Here is a 17,159-nt window from a genome sequence, read left to right on the forward strand (position 1 = left end):
CCCGAGTATCGCGCCCGGTAGGTCCCCTACGGGCGGAAACGCCCCTTGTTGATGGCAACGGCCACGAGCAGCCCCGCAAACCCCCAGATATAAAAATCGACACCGAGATTGACCACATCCCACTGCCAGGACGACGCCTCCGCCAGCGAGCGGGCCGCCGCCGGGTCGCCACCGACCCCACCCTTGCTCAACCAGGCGTACGGCCAACCGCGCGTGATCGCGTACGCATAAGCGCCGCCCATCCACCCGGTCTCGACCAACAGCCCGGCCAGCGTGCCCACCACAGCGGTGACTCCTGTCACCATCGCCGTCCGCCGGCCCGGCAGGCTGACCCGGTGCGGCATCACCAGCACCAGCGCGCCCAGCCCCAGCACGAACCCGACCAGCAGGTCCTGCAACGGGTGCGGCCCCTGCAGGTTCAACAGGATCCAGGTCAGCGCCCCCACCAGCGTCACCGCGCCCACCAGCGTCCGCAGCGCGCCGCCGATCCGCTGCCCGGCGCCGGGTACTTCGGTGGATGCTTCAGCCTCGGTCATCGCACGAGTATGCAGCCATCCCACGGCGACCGCCCTGGATGGCTGTGGCGGAGGTCGCAGCCGGGCGATAGGCGGCCGGAGGCACGTACCATGGCCGGGTGACTTCTGCTAAGCGTGTCCTCCTGGCCAAGCCCCGGGGTTACTGCGCCGGCGTCGACCGCGCGGTGCAGACCGTGGAGGAGGCGCTCAAGCTCTACGGTGCCCCCGTCTACGTCCGCAAGCAGATCGTGCACAACAAACACGTGGTCAGCACGCTCGAGGCCGCCGGCGCGATCTTCGTCGAGGAGAACGTCGAGGTCCCCGAGGGCTCGACCGTGGTGTTCTCCGCCCACGGCGTCGCCCCCGAGGTCCACGACCAGGCCCGCGAACGCAACCTCAAGGCCATCGACGCGACCTGCCCGCTGGTCACCAAGGTCCACCACGAGGCCCGGCGGTTCGCGGCGGACGACTACGACATCCTGCTCATCGGCCACGAGGGCCACGAGGAGGTCGTCGGCACCGCGGGCGAGGCCCCGGCCCACATCCAACTGGTCGACGGCCCCGACGATGTGGAGAACATCGTGGTCCGCGACCCGGCCAAGGTGGTCTGGCTCTCCCAGACCACGCTGTCCGTCGACGAGACCATGGAAACGGTCGCCCGCCTCAAGACCCGGCTACCGTTGCTGCAGTCCCCGCCGAGCGACGACATCTGCTACGCGACATCCAACCGCCAGTACGTGATCAAAGAGATCGCCCCGGACTGCGACGTGGTCATCGTCGTCGGCTCGACCAACTCCTCCAACTCGGTCCGCCTCGTCGAGGTCGCCCTGGGCGCCGGAGCCCGAGCCGGTCACCTGGTCGACTACGCCTCCGAGATCCAGGACGAATGGCTCGAGGGAGCGTCGACGGTCGGCGTCAGCTCCGGAGCCAGCGTCCCGGAGGACCTGGTCATGGAGGTCCTGGCCCACCTGGCGGACCGAGGCTTCGGCGAGGTCACGGAATACACCACCGCCGACGAGCGCCTCACGTTCTCCCTCCCCCAGGAGCTGCGCCGAGACATGAAGGCCGCAGCCGCCGCCCGAGAGCTGAAGGCCGCCGGCACCCCCGCCTGACCCCCTTCCCACCACGAAGACGCCGCCGCCGAGCGAATCCCGCCCGGCGGCGTTCGTGTGCTTGCGTCCGCACCTGGTCAGCGCCTTTATTTGCGAGAAAGAACGTTCGTTCTCGCAAGGCCGAGCCGGCTTACAACAGACGGCTCACGCTGGGTGACTTGCGGCGCCGAGCCGCCTCGCTGAGCTGCCTCACTGAGCTGCCCCACTGAGTCGTCGCGCTGAGCCGGCCCACTGAGCTGCCCCACTGAGCCGTTGCGCTGAGCCGGCCCACTGAGCTGCCCCACTGAGCCGTTGCGCCGAGCCGGCCCACTGAGCTGCCCCACTGAGCCGTTGCGCCGAGCCGGCCCACTGAGCTGCCCCACTGAGCCGTTGCGCCGAGCCGTCGCGCCGAGCCGTCGCGCTGGCTGGCCGTGTGCCCACTGTGGGTGGCCGACGGTGCTGGCCCGTTGCGTTGACCGCAGTGGATGGCCTGCTGTGCTGGCCTGCCGCGCTGACCACGTTGGGTGGCTCACGGTGCCGGCCCATCGCGGGGTGCGGGGGCTTGGCGGGGTCGGGCTTGGCGGGGTCGGGCTTGGCGGGGTCGGGGGGGCTTGGCGGGGTCGGGCTTGGCGTCAGAAATCGCCGCCGAAGTCTCCGCCGCCGCCGAAATCGCCGCCGCCGCCACCCCAGTCGCCGCCTCCGCCGCCACCCCCGAAGTCTCCACCGCCTCCGCCGCCGCTGAAGTCGCCGGCCTGGTCGGCGCCGCCGCCTCCGAAGTCGCCTGCTGCGTCGCCGAAGCCGTCCTGGTAGCCGTCGCCGTAGCCCATGTCGCCGAAACCGGGGGAGAAGAGGGCGTCGAAGATCAGCATGCCGCCGAGGACGCCGGCTCCTGCTCCGAGGGCGGTTTTCCAGACCGGGGTGGAATACCAGCCGGCCGGGACCGGGCGGCCCTGGACCCGGCCGCCGGGGTAGTAGTAGGGCGTGTCGGTGCCGGGCTGGGGGCCCGCCCGGTACGCGTGGCCCTGGACGTTGACCTCGCGCTCCTTGGTCAGCTGGCCGACGCCGTGGGCGCTGCTCAGCGGCGGGAGCTCGGGGCCCGGGTCGATGCCCATGGCGGTGCGGGCCGCCCGGACGTAGGCGAGGCCTTCCAGGGCTGATTCGCGGGCCAGCTCGAACTGCTTGGGCGTCTTGGCCTGCTGGAGCTGGCTGCCGGCCGCGTTGTAGCGTTCGCCGGCGTCGGACAGCGCCTGGCGGGCCGCGGGGTCGTCGCCGTGCAGGTTGAGGACCTGGCCGCCGAGGCGTTCGTACCACCGCTGGGCCTCGGCTCGGGCGTCGTCGAGGTGTCGCTGCTCGCGTTCGGCACTGCCGCGGCGCCACATGAGGAAGAGGCCGGCCACGATCAGGACGAGTATCAGCAGCAGAAACACCTTCATGTCTACGACGGTACCCGGGTCGGGGACGTCGTACCCCTCTGGCAAGCTCGCAGGGTGAGCTTCTCGACGCTGGCTGTGGTGATTGTCTGTCTGGTGGTGGGGGCGGCTGTGGGTTGGCTGGCCGCACGGCTGCGGGCTGCCACCGACATCGCCCGGCTGGAGGCGACCGTCCAGGCGGGACGCGACGGGGAGCATCGGGTGGAGCAGTCGATGCGGGCTCTGACCTTTGAGGCCACCGCCCAGTCGCAGGAGGCGGTGGCCCGGGCCGTGGCCCCGCTGCATGACGCTTTGCGGCGCTACGAGCTGCGGGTTTCCGAGTTGGAGCATGACCGGGTGGACGCCTACGCGGAGCTGCGTGAGCAGGTCCGGGCGATGGGTCTGGTCTCGGGTGAGTTGCGCACCGAGACCAAGCAGCTGGTGGCGGCGTTGCGGGCTCCGCAGGTGCGGGGGCGGTGGGGTGAGCATCAGCTGCGGCGCATCGTCGAGGCGGCCGGTCTGCTCGAACACTGTGACTTTGCTGAGCAGGTGACGGCCAGCAACGACCGGCAGGGGGTGCGGCCCGACCTGGTGGTGCGGCTGCACGGCGGACGCACGGTGGTGGTGGACGCGAAGGCACCGTTCGATTCGTACCTGTCGGCGATGGAGGCCCGGGACGAGCGCACCCGTGACACCCACCTGGATCAGCATGCCCGGGTGGTGCGTGGGCATGTCGACGCGCTGTCGGCCAAGGCCTACTGGACGGCGTTCGACCAGAGCCCCGACTTCGTGGTGCTGTTCGTGCCGGCCGATCCGTTCCTCGACGCGGCGCTGCAGCGGGATCCGACGCTGATGGAGCACGCGTTCACCCGCAACGTGGTGCTCGCCACCCCGGCGACGCTGATCGCGCTGCTGCGCACGGTGGCCTATTCGTGGCGGCAGGAAGCCCTCGCGCAGAACGCGCTCGCGGTCCACAGCCTTGCCCGGGAGCTGTACGGGCGCCTGGCCACCCTCGGTGACCATGTGGGCAAACTGGGGGCGTCGCTGGGCGGGGCCGTCACGGCGTACAACAGGGCGGTGGGTTCTCTGGAGTCCCGCGTGCTGGTCAGCGCCCGCAAGCTGGCCGAGATGGGGGTTTCGGACGACGAGTTGCCGGTGCCGGCGCAGGTGGAGCTGACGCCGCGTCAGCCGCAGGCCCCGGAGCTGATGGACAACTAGCTCAGGTGGCGGGCGAGTTCTTTGCGTAGCGCCCGCGGGCCGGGCCAGACCTGGGTGAGGTCGGCGGTGAACGCGGGGGTGCCGTCCGGTTCGTCGTGCAGGGCGGGCCAGCCCTCGTCCTCCTCCGAGACCGGGTGGACCCGGTCCAGGTCCACCGGGGCCACGTCGAGCACGGTGCGCAGGCCGTCGCGGCGGACCACCGCGTGGTCGATGTCCGGCCAGGCCAGCAGCACCGGGTCGCTGCCCTCGGCGGCGAGTTCGAGCCCGCCGGCCGAGGAGCGGATCCAGGTGCGCTGGGCCGAGCGGGCGGTCAGGGCGTAGAAACCGGCGGTGACCGTCGCGATCACCGCGCCCTGCGTCACGGTCGACCACCAGGGGTCGTGCGGGGCGTCGAGCAGCAGGGCCACGAGCGGGGACACCGCGACGTACGAGACGAGCAGCACCCCGAACAGCACGCCGAAGGTACGCCAGGGTGAGGCCCGGAACAGGACGGTGTCGGCTGCCGGTGCCTCGACGTCCTCCGGTGGGATCGACATGGCTTCTATGCTGCCGTCTCCGGGGCTTCCGCACGCCCCGGTTCGCGAAGGTAGTGACGGCTGCGCCGGATCAGGAGTGCGGCGTTCACGGTGGCGGCCACGAACGCGGCGGCGCTGATCGCGTGGATGACGGCGAGCGTGCCCAGCTCGCCGTCGGTGAGGTTGAGCACGAGGCTGCCGGTCATGACCACGGCGGCGACGATCAGTGTGGCGAGGGTCCAACGGCGCCGGAGGGTACGCCGGGCGGTGTCGCGGGCCAGTGCGTCGACCCGTGGGTCGGCGCTGTGGCCGGCCTTCAGGGCGCGGGTGACGGCGCGCTGGGTGCTGGTGTCCGCGCCCCGCAGCAGCGTCGGGTCGGTGAGGCGGGTGCGGCGGATGAGGGCGTAGACGCCGATCGGGACGATCACCAGGACGAGCAGGATCGGCCGGAACTCGCCGAGCCCGGCCGTGAGACCGCCGATCAGGGCCGCGCCGACCAGCACCGCGAAGAGTACGCCGAGCAGGCGCATCCGGCGATCGGCGCGGTCGCGGAGCAGGTCCCGGTCCGGAATTTCGTCCATGACCGGGACCTTCCCGGGAACGCGATCAGATACACATAGGACTTTGCTCAGAAGGCGCAGGCGATGACGAGCTCCGGGGTGCGGTCGGGGAGCATGTCGAGCTTGCCGATCTTGCCCGCCGCCTTGAGGTCCGTCTCGACGAGGGCGAGCCGTTCCAGCAGGGCCGCCGGGCCGAGCGCCTCGGCGAGCGGCACCTCCGCCTTCATCGAGAGCTTGCGGTCCGACTTGGCCCGGCGCACCTGGCGCAGCGCGTCACCGGCCAGGTCGAGCAGGGTGGCGTCCCCGCCCGGCGCGACCCGGGTCAGCTCGTACCTGGTGGGCCAGGTCGCGGTGTGCACCGAGCCGTACCGCCACCACGACCAGATCTCCTCGGTCGCGTACGGCAGGAACGGCGCGAACAACCGCAGCAGCACGGACAGCCCCGCCGCGAGCGCCGAGCGGGCCGAGTCGCCGGCCGGGCCCTGCGTGTAGGCCCGGTCCTTGACCAGCTCGATGTAGTCGTCGCAGAACGTCCAGAAGAACGTCTCGGTGGTGGTGAGCGCGGTGGTGTGGTCGTACGCGTCGAATGCCGCCGTCGCGTCGGTGACCACCGTGGCGAGCCGGTCGAGCATGGCCCGGTCGAGTTCCTCGGTGACCGGCTGCCGCAGGGCGTCGCCGGCGCCCAGCCCGAGCGCGAAGCGGGACGCGTTTAGCAGCTTGGTCGCGAGCCGCCGGCCGACCTTGATCTGCGCCGGGTCGAACGCGATGTCGGCTCCGGGACGCCCGTTCGCCGCCCAGTAGCGCACGGCGTCGGAGCCGCTCTGTTCCAGCAGGGCGATCGGGGTGACGACGTTGCCCTTGGTCTTGGACATCTTCTTGCGGTCCGGGTCGAGGATCCAGCCGGACTGCACGGTCGTCGCCCAGGGCAGGGTGCCGTGCTCGAAGTGCGCGCGGACCACCGAGTAGAACAGCCAGGTGCGGATGATCTCCTGACCCTGGGGGCGCAGGTCCATCGGGAACACCCGCCGGAACAGGTCCTCGTCGGTGCTCCACCCGCCGACGATCTGCGGGGTCAGCGACGACGTGGCCCAGGTGTCCATGACGTCCGGGTCGGCGGTGAAGCCACCCGGGACGTCACGCCGGGACTCGTCGAAGCCGGGCGGGCAGTCCGAGGACGGGTCGACCGGCAGCGCGCCGGCGTCCGGGAGCAGGACCTTGTCGTAGTCCGGCTCGCCGGCCTGGTCGAGCTGATACCACACCGGGATCGGCACGCCGAAGAACCGCTGCCGGCTGACCAGCCAGTCACCGGTGAGCCCGCTGACCCAGTGTTCGTACCGATGCTTCATGTGGTCCGGGATCCAGCGCAGGTCCCGGCCGCGCTGCAGCAGCTCGTCCCGCAGATCCTGGTCGCGCCCGCCGTTGCGGATGAACCACTGCCGGCTGGTGACGATCTCCAGCGGCGAGTCGCCCTTCTCGTAGAACTTGACCGGGTGGGTGATCGGCCGGGGCTCGCCCAGCAGGTCCCCGGTCTCGGTCAGGATCCGCACGATCTCGCGCCGGGCGGCGTTGACGGTCAGCCCGGCCAGGTCCCGGTAGGACGCCTCGGACACCCCGGACGGCCGGTCGGGCAGGAAGCGCCCGTCGCGGCCGAGCACGACCCGGGTCTCGAGCTGCAGGTCACGCCACCAGATGACGTCGGTCAGGTCACCGAACGTGCAGACCATCGCGATGCCGGTGCCCTTGTCGGGATCGGCGAGCTGATGGGCGTACACCGGGACCTCGACGTCGAAGAACGGCGTGCGGACGGTCGTGCCCACCAGCGGGTGTCCCGGCGAGGTGACCAGCGCCACGCAGGCGGGCAGCAGCTCCGGGCGGGTGGTGTCGACCTCGACCGGCCCGTCCGGGCCGTGGAACCGCAGCCGGTGATACGCCCCGGACCGGTCCCGGTCCTCGACCTCGGCCTGGGCCACGGCGGTGCGGAAGCCGACGTCCCAGAGGGTCGGGGCCTCCGATGTGTACGCCTCCCCGCGCGCAAGATTGTCCAGGAAGGCGCGCTGGGAGACGGCCTGGGACTTGGGCCCGATGGTCGTGTAGGTCAGCGCCCAGTCCACGGAGAGCCCGAGCCGGCGCCACAGCGACTCGAAGACCTTCTCGTCCTCGGTGGTCAGCCGGTTGCACAGCTCGACGAAGTTGCGTCGTGACACGGCGGCGGCAGGCTTGGGCGGGGTGGCCGGCGGCTGCCACTGCGCGTCGTAGGGCAGCGACGGGTCGCAGTAGACGCCGTACACGTTCTGCACCCGGCGCTCGGTCGGCAGCCCGTTGTCGTCCCAGCCCATCGGGTAGAACACGGCCTTGCCACGCATCCGCTGGAACCGCGCGACGGTGTCGGTGTGCGTGTACGAGAAGACGTGCCCCATGTGCAGCTCGCCGGATACGGTCGGCGGCGGGGTGTCGATCGCGTATACGTCCGCCCGCTCCTTGGAACGGTCGAACGCGTACGTGCCCTCCTCCTGCCAGCGGCGCGCCCACTTCTCCTCGAGCCCGTCCAGCGACGGTCGCTCGGGGAGACCGGCGCGCGCGGTCCTGCCCGTATCAGTCATGCGCCGAGAGTAGATCGGCCGTCGTCGCACGGCCAGGAGATATGCCGTCAGGTCGCTTACATGTAGGAAACCTGCGCGATACTCTGCTCTCCACGCTGGGGGAAACGGCCGACGTGGACCGGCTCGGCGGCACGGTTGTGAAGTTCACCGGTGACGGCTATCTCATCACCTTCCCCAGCGCCACCAGTGCACTGCACGCTGCTACTCAGATCATCGAGCGGTTCCCGACGCGGGTGGTCACAGCCGACGACATCAGGGGGTGCCGGATCGCAGTGCATACCTGTGACGTGCCGCCCCTCGAGCCGGTCGAGCTCGTGGTGCGCCTGCGGGACGCGGCCGCGGGGTACGACCGCACCGCGGATCGGCGGCTTTCCCGCACGGCGCCGGTCAGCCGGGGAGACTCGTCACTGCCGGACCTCGGGATCGCCGGCCCGCTGGTCACCGGCGCGTTCCGGCAACCCGGTGACCTCACCGTTCCGGGGCAGCCGGACGACGCCGGGCACCCACGAGGTGAAACGCTCAACGTTCTGAGGGGTCGATGATGCCGGACGCAGCCGTTGTCTTCGTGGTCGCGATGATCACGCTGATCGCTGCGCACCAGCTCGGCGACCATGTGCTGCAGACCGACCGGCAGGCCGCCCGCAAGGCCGATCCCGGTCTCGAGGGCTGGACCTCCATGGCGCTGCACGTGGGCACCTACCATCTGGCCGCGATCGTGATGCTGCTCGCCGCGTTCCTCGGGCTGGGGCTGGACGTGCCGGTCCGCGGCTTCATCGCGGGGATCGCCTTCTCGGCGGTGACGCACGCCTTCCTGGACCGCCGCTGGCCGGTACGGTTCATCCTGCGGCGCACCGGGGCGCCCGGTTTCGCGCTCCGCGAGGCACCGGTGAACGGGATGTACGTAGCCGACCAGGCCCTGCACTACGGCTGCCTGTGGGTCTCAGCCCTGCTCATCGCTCGTTTGTGAGAGCTTCCGGGCTCCGCGCATCCGACCGCTCCCGGGCACGTTGCTCCGCGAGGACACGACGCTGATGACGTCGCCGGGCGTGATGACGCGAAGACAATCCTGCTCGCCCAGGCCGGACCGGACCCGGTGCCACAGCGGAGCGCTGGTCGCGGGAACGGCATCCGCTCCATCCGCCGGGGACGCCGGTCGCGGTCACCTTCTGCGGCCGGGCCGAGCAGAGATCGAGGGCAGCCCCTGCCGCCGGCAGGCAGACCGCCGTCGTCGCCCAGGCGCGCCAACGGAGGCCGGGAATGCTGACCTCGAACCGCCGCGCCGCGACGAGCCGGTCTATCGCGGCGACGTCATTGTGGAATGCCGACGGGTTGCAGGGAAGCCTCTCTTTCGTGGCCCAGCAGCCAGGTCTTGACGCCCAGGCCCCAGCGGTAGCCGCGCAAGGTGCCGTCGGTGCCGATCACGCGGTGGCAGGGCACGAACAGGGCGACCGGATTGCGGGCACAGGCGGCCGCCGCGGCCCGCACCGCGGCCGGCCGGCCGGCCAGGGCCGCGAATCCCGTGTAGGTCAGCGGGTACCCGGGCTTGATCTTCCGCATCACCCGCCAGGCATGCGCCGTGAAGGGCCCGGCCGTGTGCTGCTCGACCACGACGTCGTCGATGGCACGGACATCGCCGTCGAAATAGGCCAGGACCGCCTTGCCCACCGGGCCGGGATCGGCTGCGGGCCGCGTTTCCTCCCGCAATTTTTCCGGTACGAGCGTGAGCAGCGCATTGACGTCGGTGGTGAACCCGGCCGCCCGGACCGCGCCCGCATCGCTGACGAGATAGGTGAACGGCCCGGCCGGGGTCTCGAGGGTCGTGGATCGATTCATGCGGACCTCCAGAGTCGCATCAGGGCGTAGGAGCGCCAGGGTCGCCAGCGTTCGGCGTGGGCCTCCAGCGCGGCGGGGGTGTGCGGCAGGCCGAGCGCTTTGGCGCCGCGTTGTGCTGCCACGTCGGTGGTGAGCAGGACATCCGGGTCGCCCAGCGCGCGCATGGCGACGTAGCCGGCCGTCCAGGGCCCGATGCCCGGCACCTCGAGCAGTCGCGCGACGGTCTCCTCCCGGTCTCCACCGGCGTCCAGCTCCAGCTTGCCGTCGGCGACCGCCTCGGCCAGGGCCCGCACGCTCGCCCGCCGGGCCGCGGGCATCCGGAACGCGCTGTCGGGCAGCTCGGCGATCGTCTCGGCGGTCGGGAACGCGGCGATGTGGCCGGGCACCTGACGCCCCAGCAGCCGGGTCAGCGTGGTGCGCGCGCTGGCGACCGACACCTGCTGGCCGACGATCGCCCGGACCGCCAGCTCGAAACCGTCGGCCGCGCGCGGGACGCGTACCCCCGGATTGGTGGTGACCTGGTCGGTGAAGGCCGGGTCGGCGGCCAGTGTCTCGTCGATCGCGACCGGATCCGCGTCGAGGTCGAGCAACCGGCGGCAGCGGGCCACCGCCGGGGCCAGGTCGCGGACGTCGGCGAGCCACAGCCGGGCCATGACGAAGCGTTCGTCGGGGATCAGCGTGACGGTCGCCGTGCCGTGCGGCAGGCGCAGGCCCCGCGAATACGAGTGGAACGTGCTGCTGTCGACGCCGTCCAGGGTGCGGGCGGCCAGGAACTCCAGCAGCGCCGTGGCGTCCAGCGGCGCCCGGAACGCGAGCCGCAGCAGGATGGTGCCCGGCTCCTCCCACTCGGGCGCCCGGCGCTGGCGCAACTGGCTGGGCGAACGGGCGTACACATCCTGGATCGTGTCGTTGAACTGCCGCACGCTGCGGAATCCCGCGGCGAACGCGATCTCGGCGAGGCCGAGGCTGGTGGTCTCGACGAGGATGCGGGCGGTCTGCGCCCGTTGTGCCCGGGCCAGCGCGAGCGGCCCGGCCCCGAGCTCGGCGGACAGGATGCGGTGCAGGTGACGCTCGGTGTAGCCAAGCCGGCTCGCGAGCCCGCGCACGCCTTCCCGGTCGACGACGCCGTCTCCGATGAGCCGCATCGCCCGGCCGACCGTGTCGGTGCGCATGTCCCACTCGGGCGACCCGGGTGCGGCGTCGGGACGGCAGCGGCGGCAGGCCCGGAACCCGGCCATCTGCGACGCGGCCGGGCTGGCGAAGAACGTGACGTTCTCCTGTTTGGGGGTGACAGCGGGGCAGGACGGCCGACAGTAGATGCCGGTGGTGCGGACCGCGGTGTAGAACCAGCCGTCGAAGCGCTGGTCGCGGCTCCCGACGGCTCGGTAACAACGTTCGAAGTCCAGGTCCATGCCGCAAGTCTGCCCGGGTCGGGCCCGGAAGTGCTGGCGGAAATCGGACGTCGACGTCGCCCCCTCCAGACGTGGGCGGCGGCGCCCGTAGACTGGTTCGTCGTGAGCCTCACCATCGGGATCGTCGGCCTGCCCAACGTCGGCAAGAGCACCCTCTTCAACGCCCTGACCAAGAACGACGTGCTCGCCGCGAACTACCCGTTCGCGACGATCGAGCCGAACGTCGGTGTCGTGGGGCTGCCCGACGAGCGGCTCACCGCGCTCGCCGAGATGTTCGGCAGCGAGAAGACGCTGCCCGCGCCGGTCTCGTTCGTCGACATCGCCGGCCTGGTCCGCGGCGCGTCCAAGGGCCAGGGCCGCGGCAACGCGTTCCTCGCCAACATCCGTGACGCCTCGGCCATCTGCCAGGTCGTCCGCGCGTTCTCGGACCCCAACGTCCTGCACGTCGACGGCAAGGTCGCCCCGGCCGACGACATCGAGACGATCAACACCGAGCTGATCCTGGCCGACCTGCAGACGGTCGAGAAGGCCCTCCCGCGCCTGCAGAAGGAAGCCAAGCTCAAGAAGGACCGGCTCCCGGCGGTGGCGGCGGCCGAGGCGGCGTTCAAGCTCCTCGACGAGGGCACCACGCTGTACTCCGGCGCCCAGGCCGCGGGCATCGAGCTCGACCTGCTGGCCGACCTGCACCTGCTCACCATCAAGCCGTTCATCTACGTCTTCAACGTCGACGAGGCGGAGCTCGGCAACGCGGTCTTCCTCGACGAGCTGCGCGCCCTGGTCGCCCCGGCCGAGGCCATCTTCATGGACGCCAAGATCGAGTCCGAGCTGATCGACCTCCCCGAGGACGAGGCGATGGAGCTCCTCGAGTCCACCGGCCAGACCGAGCCGGGCCTCAACCAGCTCATCCGGGTCGGCTTCAAGACCCTCGGCCTGCAGACGTATCTAACGGCCGGCCCCAAGGAAGCCCGTGCCTGGACCGTCCCGGTCGGCGCGACCGCCCCCGAGGCGGCCGGCGTCATCCACTCGGACTTCCAGCGCGGCTTCATCAAGGCCGAGATCGTCAGCTACGACGACCTCATGACCGCGGGCGGCATGTCGGCGGCCAAGGCGGCGGGCAAGGTCCGCATGGAGGGCAAGGACTACATCATGAAGGACGGCGACGTGGTGGAGTTCCGCTTCAACGTGTAACCGCGTTCCGGGTCATGGGGTTCAACCGATCGGCCGCTCCCGGGGTACGTACGAGAAGAGGGCCGTGACGCCGGGGGCGGGATCCCAGCCGGTGAACATCGTCGGATCCCCGAAGCGGTGGTGGTCCGCACGTCCGAAAACGGCGCCGCCGATCACCCAGCCCGCGAGGCTGCCCGCGCTGAAGACGGCGTAGACGTGGTCATCGCTGCCCAGCGTCGCCCCGGAGGCACTGATCTGCGCCAGCACGGCCGGGGTCCCGTGCTCGATGCGGAGCCCGTCCAGTTGCACAGGTAAGCACGCGAAGTAGGCCGGTTTGAACAATATCTCGGCCCGGGTGGGAAGCGTCTCATCGGTCATGCCGCGCACCGTGAGGCCGGCGTGACCACGCCCCCAGCCGACCACCTCGAAGGTGTGCGGCGAATCGAAGATCGCCATTTCGCCACCATAACGGCTTCACCTCATGACCGGGCGGCCCACTAGCCGGGCCGTTCTACCGTGTCGGCATGGTGTTTTCGGTGCGTGAGGTGGGGTCGGCGGCGCTTCAGGGGCTGTTGACCGGGTTGTGGGTCGCCGCCGGGGAGCTGCCGACCGCTCGACGCCGGCTGGCCCGGACCGGGGCGACGCTGGGGCTGTCCGCGGTCGGCTCGATCCGGGACTGGGCTTTTGCCGATGAGGGCAAGAAACCCGAGAGACAAGACATCGACGGCAGGCGGAAACTGGTCGTCACCGGTGTCGTGACCGCCGTGGGGATCGGCGTGATGGTGGGGCGTAAGCAGGTGGAGAACCGGTGGCTGGCCCGGCTGGAACGGGACGGTCATGCCTATCCGCACCGGGCTCTCGGCGTACGTATGGGTGCTTTGTCGTTTGCCGGGACGCTTGTCACCCAGCTGGCCCGGCGGCGGTTTTGACCTGAACCTGGGTTGAGGTCTTAGGTTGCGGCGGTGATCCTTCGTCCGCCGCTCCTGCTCACCACCGTCGGCTCGTGGAGCCTGGTCTTTCTCGCGGCGTTCGAGTCGCTCGCCGTCACGGCGGTGATGCCCGACATCACCGCCGACCTGGACGGCCGCGGGCTGTATTCGCTGGCGTTCTCGGCCGCGCTGGCCGCCGCGGTGGTCGGCATGGTCGGTTTCGGGTCCTGGGCCGACCGGCGGGGGCCGACCGTGCCGCTGCTGTTGTCGATCGTGGTCTTCGCCGCCGGCCTGCTGGTCTCCGGAACGTCGGCGGGCATGCCGATGTTCGTCGCCGGCCGGTTCCTGCAGGGGCTCGGCGGTGGCGGGGTGACCGTCGCGCTGTATGTGCTGGTCGCGATGGTCTATCCGGCGGAGACCCACATCAAGATCTTCGGGGCGTTCGCGAGCGCCTGGGTGCTGCCGTCGATGGTCGGGCCGTTCGTCGCGGGCCTGGTCACCACCGCGCTGAGTTGGCACTGGGTCTTCCTCGGCGTGGTGGCGCTGGTGGCCGTGGCGACCGTGATGGTGCTCCCGGCGCTGCGTGGCCGCGACCGTCCTCCCGCGGACCGGGTGCCGATGTCGGGTCAGGACTGGGGCCGGCTCGCCCGGGCAGCGGTCGTCGCGGTCAGCGTGGTGGCGATGACGGCGACCCCGTTCGCGGTGGTGGTCGCCGCGTTCGCCCTGCGGGGTCTGCTGCCGCAGGGCACGTTCCGGCTGCGGCGCGGCCTTCCCGCGACGGTCGCGCTGTGCGGGGTGGCGGCCGGCGTCTATTACGGTACGGACGTCTACCTCCCGCTCCTGCTGCACGACGAATACGGCCTGCCGTCCTGGATCTCCGGCATGACGCTGACCACGGGCGCTCTGGCCTGGGCGGCGGCCTCGGCGGTCCAGGCCCGGCTCGGCGACCGGGTCGACACCCGGATCGCCATGATGACCGGTGGCGTCCTGCTGGCGGGCGGCGCCGCGGTGGAGCTGGCCACCGCGGCCTGGCACCTGCCGGCGGTGGTGGCGGCACTCGGCTGGTGCGCCGCCGGGGCCGGCATGGGCACGATGTTCCCGCGGATCAGCACGCTGGTGCTCGCCTATTCGAAGCCGGGCGAGGCCGGCTTCAACACCGCCTCGAAGAGCATCACGGACGCGGTCGGTGGCAGCGCGACCCTCGCTGTGACCGGTTCGCTGTTCACGGTCGCCCCGTTCGTCGGCCCGTTCGCCCTGACCACCGTGCTCGGCCTGCTGGCGATCGTGATCGCCGCCCGGGTGACCCTCACCAAGAGCCTGGTGAACGCCTAGCGCAATGCGGGGAAGACCGTGCCGGCGATCAGTGCGCCGACCAGCGCTCCCACGACGACCTGGGCGGTGGTGTGGGCCGAAAGGCGAACCCGGGCCCAGCCGGCCAGCAGCACCAGCGGCACGGTGAGCAGCATGATCGGCCCGTACAGCGCGGTCAGCGTCGCCGCGGTGCCGGCCGCCACCCCGGCGTGGATCGACATCTTCCACCAGTGGGTGACCACCGCGTAGATGACCAGCCCGGTGCCACCGGCGCCGAGCAGGGCGAGCACGTCGCGGGGTGCGCCGAGCAGGATCAGCGCGGTCAGGCCGACCAGTACCGACGCGACGCCGAACAGCAGCGGCACCCGGCGGTGTTCGCGTTCCGGGATGTGGATGCTGGTAAAGCTGCCTTTGCGGACGCCGCGCAGGATGTAGGCCAGCGGGATGCCGGCCGCGAAGACCGCGCCCGGGAGACCCCACCAGCGGGAGACTCCCGGGGTGTCACCGGCGTGCCAGCCGACCACCAGCATCAGGGCGGCGACCAGCACCGCCGGGGCGAGGACTTCGGTGGTGATACGGGCCAGTCGGTTCACCGCACGATGATCGCAGGGCGGGTCAGGACAGCTCGGTCGCCACCAGCTCGAGGGCGTCCATGGACTCCTGCATTCCGCCTTCCATGCCGGATTCGAGCACCGCGTCCCGGTCGGTGCGGTCACGATATTCACAGAGCATTTCCAGGTACGTACGCCCGTCGCGTTCGCTCAGCGTCAGGGTGACCGTGGACGCGTGCCCGTCCGGGTCGGGGATGCCCTCGAATGCTTCCGTGGTCACCAGCCGGACCGGCTCGATAATCTCTCGATACTCCCCGTGGAATGCGACCTCGAACCCGCCGTTGGCCCGCATCACGTAGCGCCAGGCACCGCCGACCCGCAGGTCGACCTCGGCGCTGGTGACCGTGCCGCGCTTCCCGGCCCACCAGCGTTTGATCAGCTCGGGCGTGGTGTACGCCTTCCACACCAGCGCGGGCCGCGCCGGGAACTCACGGGTGATGAGGATCTGGTTGTCCGCCGGCAACGTGACCTTGCTCGTCATTGTTTTCCTCCGCGCTCAAGTCATTGAGAACCGTGTCCATGAGGTCGAACCGCTCGTCCCAGGCCTGCTCGTATTTGCGCAGCCAGGCGTGGATCGGCTGGAGCGGCCCGGCGTTGAGCGAATACATCCGTTGGCGCCCCTCGTCCCGGACGTGCACCAGGTCGACCTCGCGCAGCACCCGCAGGTGCTTGGAGACCTGGGGCTGGGCGAGGCCGAGCAGCTCGACGAGATCGTTGACCGGGCGTTCGCCGGCCGCGAGCAGGTCGAGGATCTGCCGCCGCCGGGGCTCGGCCACCGCGTTGAATGCGTCTGTCGTTGTTGCCGCTCGTGCCATGACGCAATCGTATACCCATAAGGGAATGCTTGCGGGGCGAGATTCAGCCGGTCATCGCTTCGAGGGCCCTGGCCAGGTGTACGAGGTCCACGTCGCCGAGGTGGTCGAAGATGCGCCGCCGCACGCTGGCCAGGTGGGCCGGCCACGCCTCCTGGAGCCGGGCGAGCCCCGCATCGGTGAGGATCACGTCGAGGCCCCGGCCGTCGGTCTCGCAGCGGCGCCGGGTGAGGTACCCGAGCGACTCGAGCTTGCCGGCGAGCCGGGTCATGCCGCTCAGTGACATGTCGCAGGCGACCGCGAGCTCGCTCATCCGCATGATGCCGCCCTCGGATTCCGACAGGTGGCGCAGCACGGAATATTCGCTCAGTGACATGCGCTGGTCGCGCTCGAGGTCGGCGTCGAGCATCCGCGGCATGACCAGCATCATCCGGCCGAACGCCCGCATGACCGCCATCTCCCGCTCGTCGAGCGGCACCACGAGAGGCTCGTCGGGAAGGCGGTCCGGGGGCATGACAAAGATCCTACGACCTTGACTTACCGTGGGCGACAGGTATTTCCTTGACGAAGCAAATTCCTACAGTGCGGAGACACACCCCATGACGAAGATCGGCATCATCCTCGGCAGCACCCGTCCGGGCCGCAACGGCGAAGCGGTGGCCAAGTGGGTGCTCGAGCTGGCCTTGCAGCGCACCGACGCGGAGTTCGAGCTGGTCGACCTGCTCGACTACAAGCTCCCGCACCTCGACGAGGCGATCCCGGCCTCCATGGCGCAGTACAGCCAGCCGCACACCCTCGCGTGGGCCGAGAAGATCGCCTCCTTCGACGGCTTCATCATCGTCACCCCGGAGTACAACCACTCCACATCGGGCGCGCTGAAGAACGCGATCGACTTCCTGTTCGCCGAGTGGAACAACAAGGCCGTCGGCTTCGTCGGCTACGGCTCGCTCGGTGGCGCCCGGGCCATCGAGTCGCTGCGCCTCATCGTCGGCGAGCTCATGATGGCCGACGTCCGCGCCGCGGTGACCCTCACCCTCGGTGGCGACTTCGTCAACTACAGCCAGTTCACCCCGGGTGCCCAGCAGGCCGGCGCGCTGACCACGGTCCTCGACCAGACCATCAGCTGGAGCAAGGCCCTCGAGACCGTCCGCAAGTCCGCCTGATCCCAGGCACAGA

20 protein-coding genes are annotated in these 17,159 nt (G+C 70.6%); 8 read left to right on the forward strand and 12 right to left on the reverse strand.

The window, feature by feature from the left end; genetic code table 11:
- Positions 1 to 26: 26 nt before the first annotated feature.
- On the reverse strand, positions 27 to 536 hold the full coding sequence (locus ACIA6A_RS12010; RefSeq protein WP_396097504.1) for a hypothetical protein: 510 nt from the start codon (positions 534 to 536) through the stop codon (positions 27 to 29).
- Between the two features lie 98 nt (positions 537 to 634).
- Here ACIA6A_RS12010 and ACIA6A_RS12015 point away from each other — a divergent pair, with 98 nt between their 5' ends.
- On the forward strand, positions 635 to 1,627 hold the full coding sequence (locus tag ACIA6A_RS12015) for a 4-hydroxy-3-methylbut-2-enyl diphosphate reductase (protein WP_396097505.1): 993 nt from the start codon (positions 635 to 637) through the stop codon (positions 1,625 to 1,627).
- A 611-nt stretch (positions 1,628 to 2,238) separates the two neighbouring features.
- Here the strand turns inward: ACIA6A_RS12015 and ACIA6A_RS12020 are convergent.
- Complete coding sequence (locus tag ACIA6A_RS12020; protein WP_396097506.1) at positions 2,239 to 3,039, reverse strand: hypothetical protein; 801 nt, start codon at positions 3,037 to 3,039, stop codon at positions 2,239 to 2,241.
- 54 nt (positions 3,040 to 3,093) lie between these two features.
- On the opposite strand from ACIA6A_RS12020, the gene ACIA6A_RS12025 reads away from it, so the two are divergent.
- Positions 3,094 to 4,233, forward strand: coding sequence for a DNA recombination protein RmuC (locus ACIA6A_RS12025; RefSeq protein WP_396097507.1), 1,140 nt, complete (start codon positions 3,094 to 3,096; stop codon positions 4,231 to 4,233).
- Here ACIA6A_RS12025 and ACIA6A_RS12030 read toward each other — a convergent pair.
- From ACIA6A_RS12030 to valS, 3 genes are read right to left on the reverse strand one after another with little or no spacing between them, the layout of a single operon-like run.
- Positions 4,230 to 4,769 (reverse strand): hypothetical protein, encoded by a 540-nt coding sequence (locus tag ACIA6A_RS12030; protein WP_396097508.1) that lies wholly within the window; start codon positions 4,767 to 4,769, stop codon positions 4,230 to 4,232. The two genes, ACIA6A_RS12025 and ACIA6A_RS12030, sit on opposite strands and share 4 nt — an antisense overlap.
- A gap of 5 nt (positions 4,770 to 4,774) precedes the next feature.
- Positions 4,775 to 5,329 (reverse strand): hypothetical protein, encoded by a 555-nt coding sequence (locus tag ACIA6A_RS12035; protein WP_396097509.1) that lies wholly within the window; start codon positions 5,327 to 5,329, stop codon positions 4,775 to 4,777.
- Positions 5,330 to 5,376: 47 nt separating this feature from the next.
- Entirely contained in the window at positions 5,377 to 7,908 is a 2,532-nt protein-coding gene (gene valS, locus ACIA6A_RS12040; protein ID WP_396097510.1) for a valine--tRNA ligase, read from the reverse strand.
- Positions 7,909 to 8,021: 113 nt separating this feature from the next.
- Here valS and ACIA6A_RS12045 point away from each other — a divergent pair, with 113 nt between their 5' ends.
- Complete coding sequence (locus ACIA6A_RS12045) at positions 8,022 to 8,450, forward strand: hypothetical protein (RefSeq protein WP_396097511.1); 429 nt, start codon at positions 8,022 to 8,024, stop codon at positions 8,448 to 8,450.
- On the forward strand, positions 8,450 to 8,875 hold the full coding sequence (locus tag ACIA6A_RS12050) for a DUF3307 domain-containing protein (protein ID WP_396097512.1): 426 nt from the start codon (positions 8,450 to 8,452) through the stop codon (positions 8,873 to 8,875). Before ACIA6A_RS12045 ends, ACIA6A_RS12050 begins: the two co-directional genes overlap by 1 nt.
- 341 nt (positions 8,876 to 9,216) lie before the next feature.
- Here the strand turns inward: ACIA6A_RS12050 and ACIA6A_RS12055 are convergent, their stop codons facing one another.
- Both ACIA6A_RS12055 and ACIA6A_RS12060 read right to left on the reverse strand, forming a co-directional pair.
- Positions 9,217 to 9,741, reverse strand: coding sequence for a methylated-DNA--[protein]-cysteine S-methyltransferase (locus ACIA6A_RS12055; protein WP_396097513.1), 525 nt, complete (start codon positions 9,739 to 9,741; stop codon positions 9,217 to 9,219).
- Positions 9,738 to 11,153 (reverse strand): AlkA N-terminal domain-containing protein, encoded by a 1,416-nt coding sequence (locus ACIA6A_RS12060; protein WP_396097514.1) that lies wholly within the window; start codon positions 11,151 to 11,153, stop codon positions 9,738 to 9,740. The genes ACIA6A_RS12055 and ACIA6A_RS12060 overlap by 4 nt, the downstream gene beginning before the upstream one ends.
- A gap of 102 nt (positions 11,154 to 11,255) precedes the next feature.
- Between ACIA6A_RS12060 and ychF the strand changes: the two genes are divergently transcribed.
- Positions 11,256 to 12,341, forward strand: coding sequence for a redox-regulated ATPase YchF (gene ychF, locus ACIA6A_RS12065; protein WP_396097515.1), 1,086 nt, complete (start codon positions 11,256 to 11,258; stop codon positions 12,339 to 12,341).
- 21 nt (positions 12,342 to 12,362) lie between these two features.
- Here ychF and ACIA6A_RS12070 read toward each other — a convergent pair whose 3' ends face one another.
- On the reverse strand, positions 12,363 to 12,776 hold the full coding sequence (locus tag ACIA6A_RS12070) for a hypothetical protein (protein ID WP_396097516.1): 414 nt from the start codon (positions 12,774 to 12,776) through the stop codon (positions 12,363 to 12,365).
- Between the two features lie 68 nt (positions 12,777 to 12,844).
- On the opposite strand from ACIA6A_RS12070, the gene ACIA6A_RS12075 reads away from it, so the two are divergent.
- Entirely contained in the window at positions 12,845 to 13,249 is a 405-nt protein-coding gene (locus tag ACIA6A_RS12075; protein ID WP_396097517.1) for a hypothetical protein, read from the forward strand.
- Positions 13,250 to 13,282: 33 nt separating this feature from the next.
- On the forward strand, positions 13,283 to 14,581 hold the full coding sequence (locus ACIA6A_RS12080; RefSeq protein ID WP_396097518.1) for an MFS transporter: 1,299 nt from the start codon (positions 13,283 to 13,285) through the stop codon (positions 14,579 to 14,581).
- Here ACIA6A_RS12080 and ACIA6A_RS12085 read toward each other — a convergent pair.
- The 4 genes from ACIA6A_RS12085 to ACIA6A_RS12100 are packed head-to-tail and all read right to left on the reverse strand — an operon-like array spanning position 14,578 to position 16,497.
- Positions 14,578 to 15,153 carry a phosphoesterase PA-phosphatase gene (locus tag ACIA6A_RS12085; RefSeq protein WP_396097519.1) on the reverse strand — a complete coding sequence of 192 codons (576 nt, stop codon included), beginning with the start codon at positions 15,151 to 15,153 and terminating at the stop codon, positions 14,578 to 14,580. The two genes, ACIA6A_RS12080 and ACIA6A_RS12085, sit on opposite strands and share 4 nt — an antisense overlap.
- Before the next feature lie 22 nt (positions 15,154 to 15,175).
- Positions 15,176 to 15,652, reverse strand: a complete 477-nt coding sequence (locus tag ACIA6A_RS12090; RefSeq protein WP_396097520.1) for an SRPBCC family protein — start codon at positions 15,650 to 15,652, stop codon at positions 15,176 to 15,178.
- Entirely contained in the window at positions 15,600 to 15,986 is a 387-nt protein-coding gene (locus ACIA6A_RS12095) for an ArsR/SmtB family transcription factor (protein WP_396097521.1), read from the reverse strand. The genes ACIA6A_RS12090 and ACIA6A_RS12095 overlap by 53 nt, the downstream gene beginning before the upstream one ends.
- Before the next feature lie 43 nt (positions 15,987 to 16,029).
- Positions 16,030 to 16,497, reverse strand: a complete 468-nt coding sequence (locus ACIA6A_RS12100; protein ID WP_396097522.1) for a MarR family winged helix-turn-helix transcriptional regulator — start codon at positions 16,495 to 16,497, stop codon at positions 16,030 to 16,032.
- A gap of 85 nt (positions 16,498 to 16,582) precedes the next feature.
- On the opposite strand from ACIA6A_RS12100, the gene ACIA6A_RS12105 reads away from it, so the two are divergent.
- Positions 16,583 to 17,146 carry an NADPH-dependent FMN reductase gene (locus ACIA6A_RS12105; RefSeq protein WP_396097523.1) on the forward strand — a complete coding sequence of 188 codons (564 nt, stop codon included), beginning with the start codon at positions 16,583 to 16,585 and terminating at the stop codon, positions 17,144 to 17,146.
- Positions 17,147 to 17,159 lie beyond the last annotated feature (13 nt).

The sequence above is a fragment of the Actinoplanes sp. NPDC051494 genome (assembly GCF_044454705.1).
In the GTDB taxonomy this organism is placed as follows: domain Bacteria; phylum Actinomycetota; class Actinomycetes; order Mycobacteriales; family Micromonosporaceae; genus Actinoplanes.

What these genes read in the sequence shown, in the direction of transcription:
- ACIA6A_RS12010 (WP_396097504.1), bottom strand. Translation starts at nt 536, where the DNA reads ATGACCGAGGCTGAAGCATCCACCGAAGTACCCGGCGCCGGGCAGCGG.
- ACIA6A_RS12020 (WP_396097506.1), bottom strand. Translation starts at nt 3,039, where the DNA reads ATGAAGGTGTTTCTGCTGCTGATACTCGTCCTGATCGTGGCCGGCCTC.
- ACIA6A_RS12030 (WP_396097508.1), bottom strand. Translation starts at nt 4,769, where the DNA reads ATGTCGATCCCACCGGAGGACGTCGAGGCACCGGCAGCCGACACCGTC.
- ACIA6A_RS12035 (WP_396097509.1), bottom strand. Translation starts at nt 5,329, where the DNA reads ATGGACGAAATTCCGGACCGGGACCTGCTCCGCGACCGCGCCGATCGC.
- valS (WP_396097510.1), bottom strand. Translation starts at nt 7,908, where the DNA reads ATGACTGATACGGGCAGGACCGCGCGCGCCGGTCTCCCCGAGCGACCG.
- ACIA6A_RS12050 (WP_396097512.1), top strand. Translation starts at nt 8,450, where the DNA reads ATGCCGGACGCAGCCGTTGTCTTCGTGGTCGCGATGATCACGCTGATC.
- ACIA6A_RS12055 (WP_396097513.1), bottom strand. Translation starts at nt 9,741, where the DNA reads ATGAATCGATCCACGACCCTCGAGACCCCGGCCGGGCCGTTCACCTAT.
- ACIA6A_RS12060 (WP_396097514.1), bottom strand. Translation starts at nt 11,153, where the DNA reads ATGGACCTGGACTTCGAACGTTGTTACCGAGCCGTCGGGAGCCGCGAC.
- ACIA6A_RS12070 (WP_396097516.1), bottom strand. Translation starts at nt 12,776, where the DNA reads ATGGCGATCTTCGATTCGCCGCACACCTTCGAGGTGGTCGGCTGGGGG.
- ACIA6A_RS12075 (WP_396097517.1), top strand. Translation starts at nt 12,845, where the DNA reads ATGGTGTTTTCGGTGCGTGAGGTGGGGTCGGCGGCGCTTCAGGGGCTG.
- ACIA6A_RS12090 (WP_396097520.1), bottom strand. Translation starts at nt 15,652, where the DNA reads ATGACGAGCAAGGTCACGTTGCCGGCGGACAACCAGATCCTCATCACC.
- ACIA6A_RS12095 (WP_396097521.1), bottom strand. Translation starts at nt 15,986, where the DNA reads ATGGCACGAGCGGCAACAACGACAGACGCATTCAACGCGGTGGCCGAG.
- ACIA6A_RS12100 (WP_396097522.1), bottom strand. Translation starts at nt 16,497, where the DNA reads ATGCCCCCGGACCGCCTTCCCGACGAGCCTCTCGTGGTGCCGCTCGAC.
- ACIA6A_RS12105 (WP_396097523.1), top strand. Translation starts at nt 16,583, where the DNA reads ATGACGAAGATCGGCATCATCCTCGGCAGCACCCGTCCGGGCCGCAAC.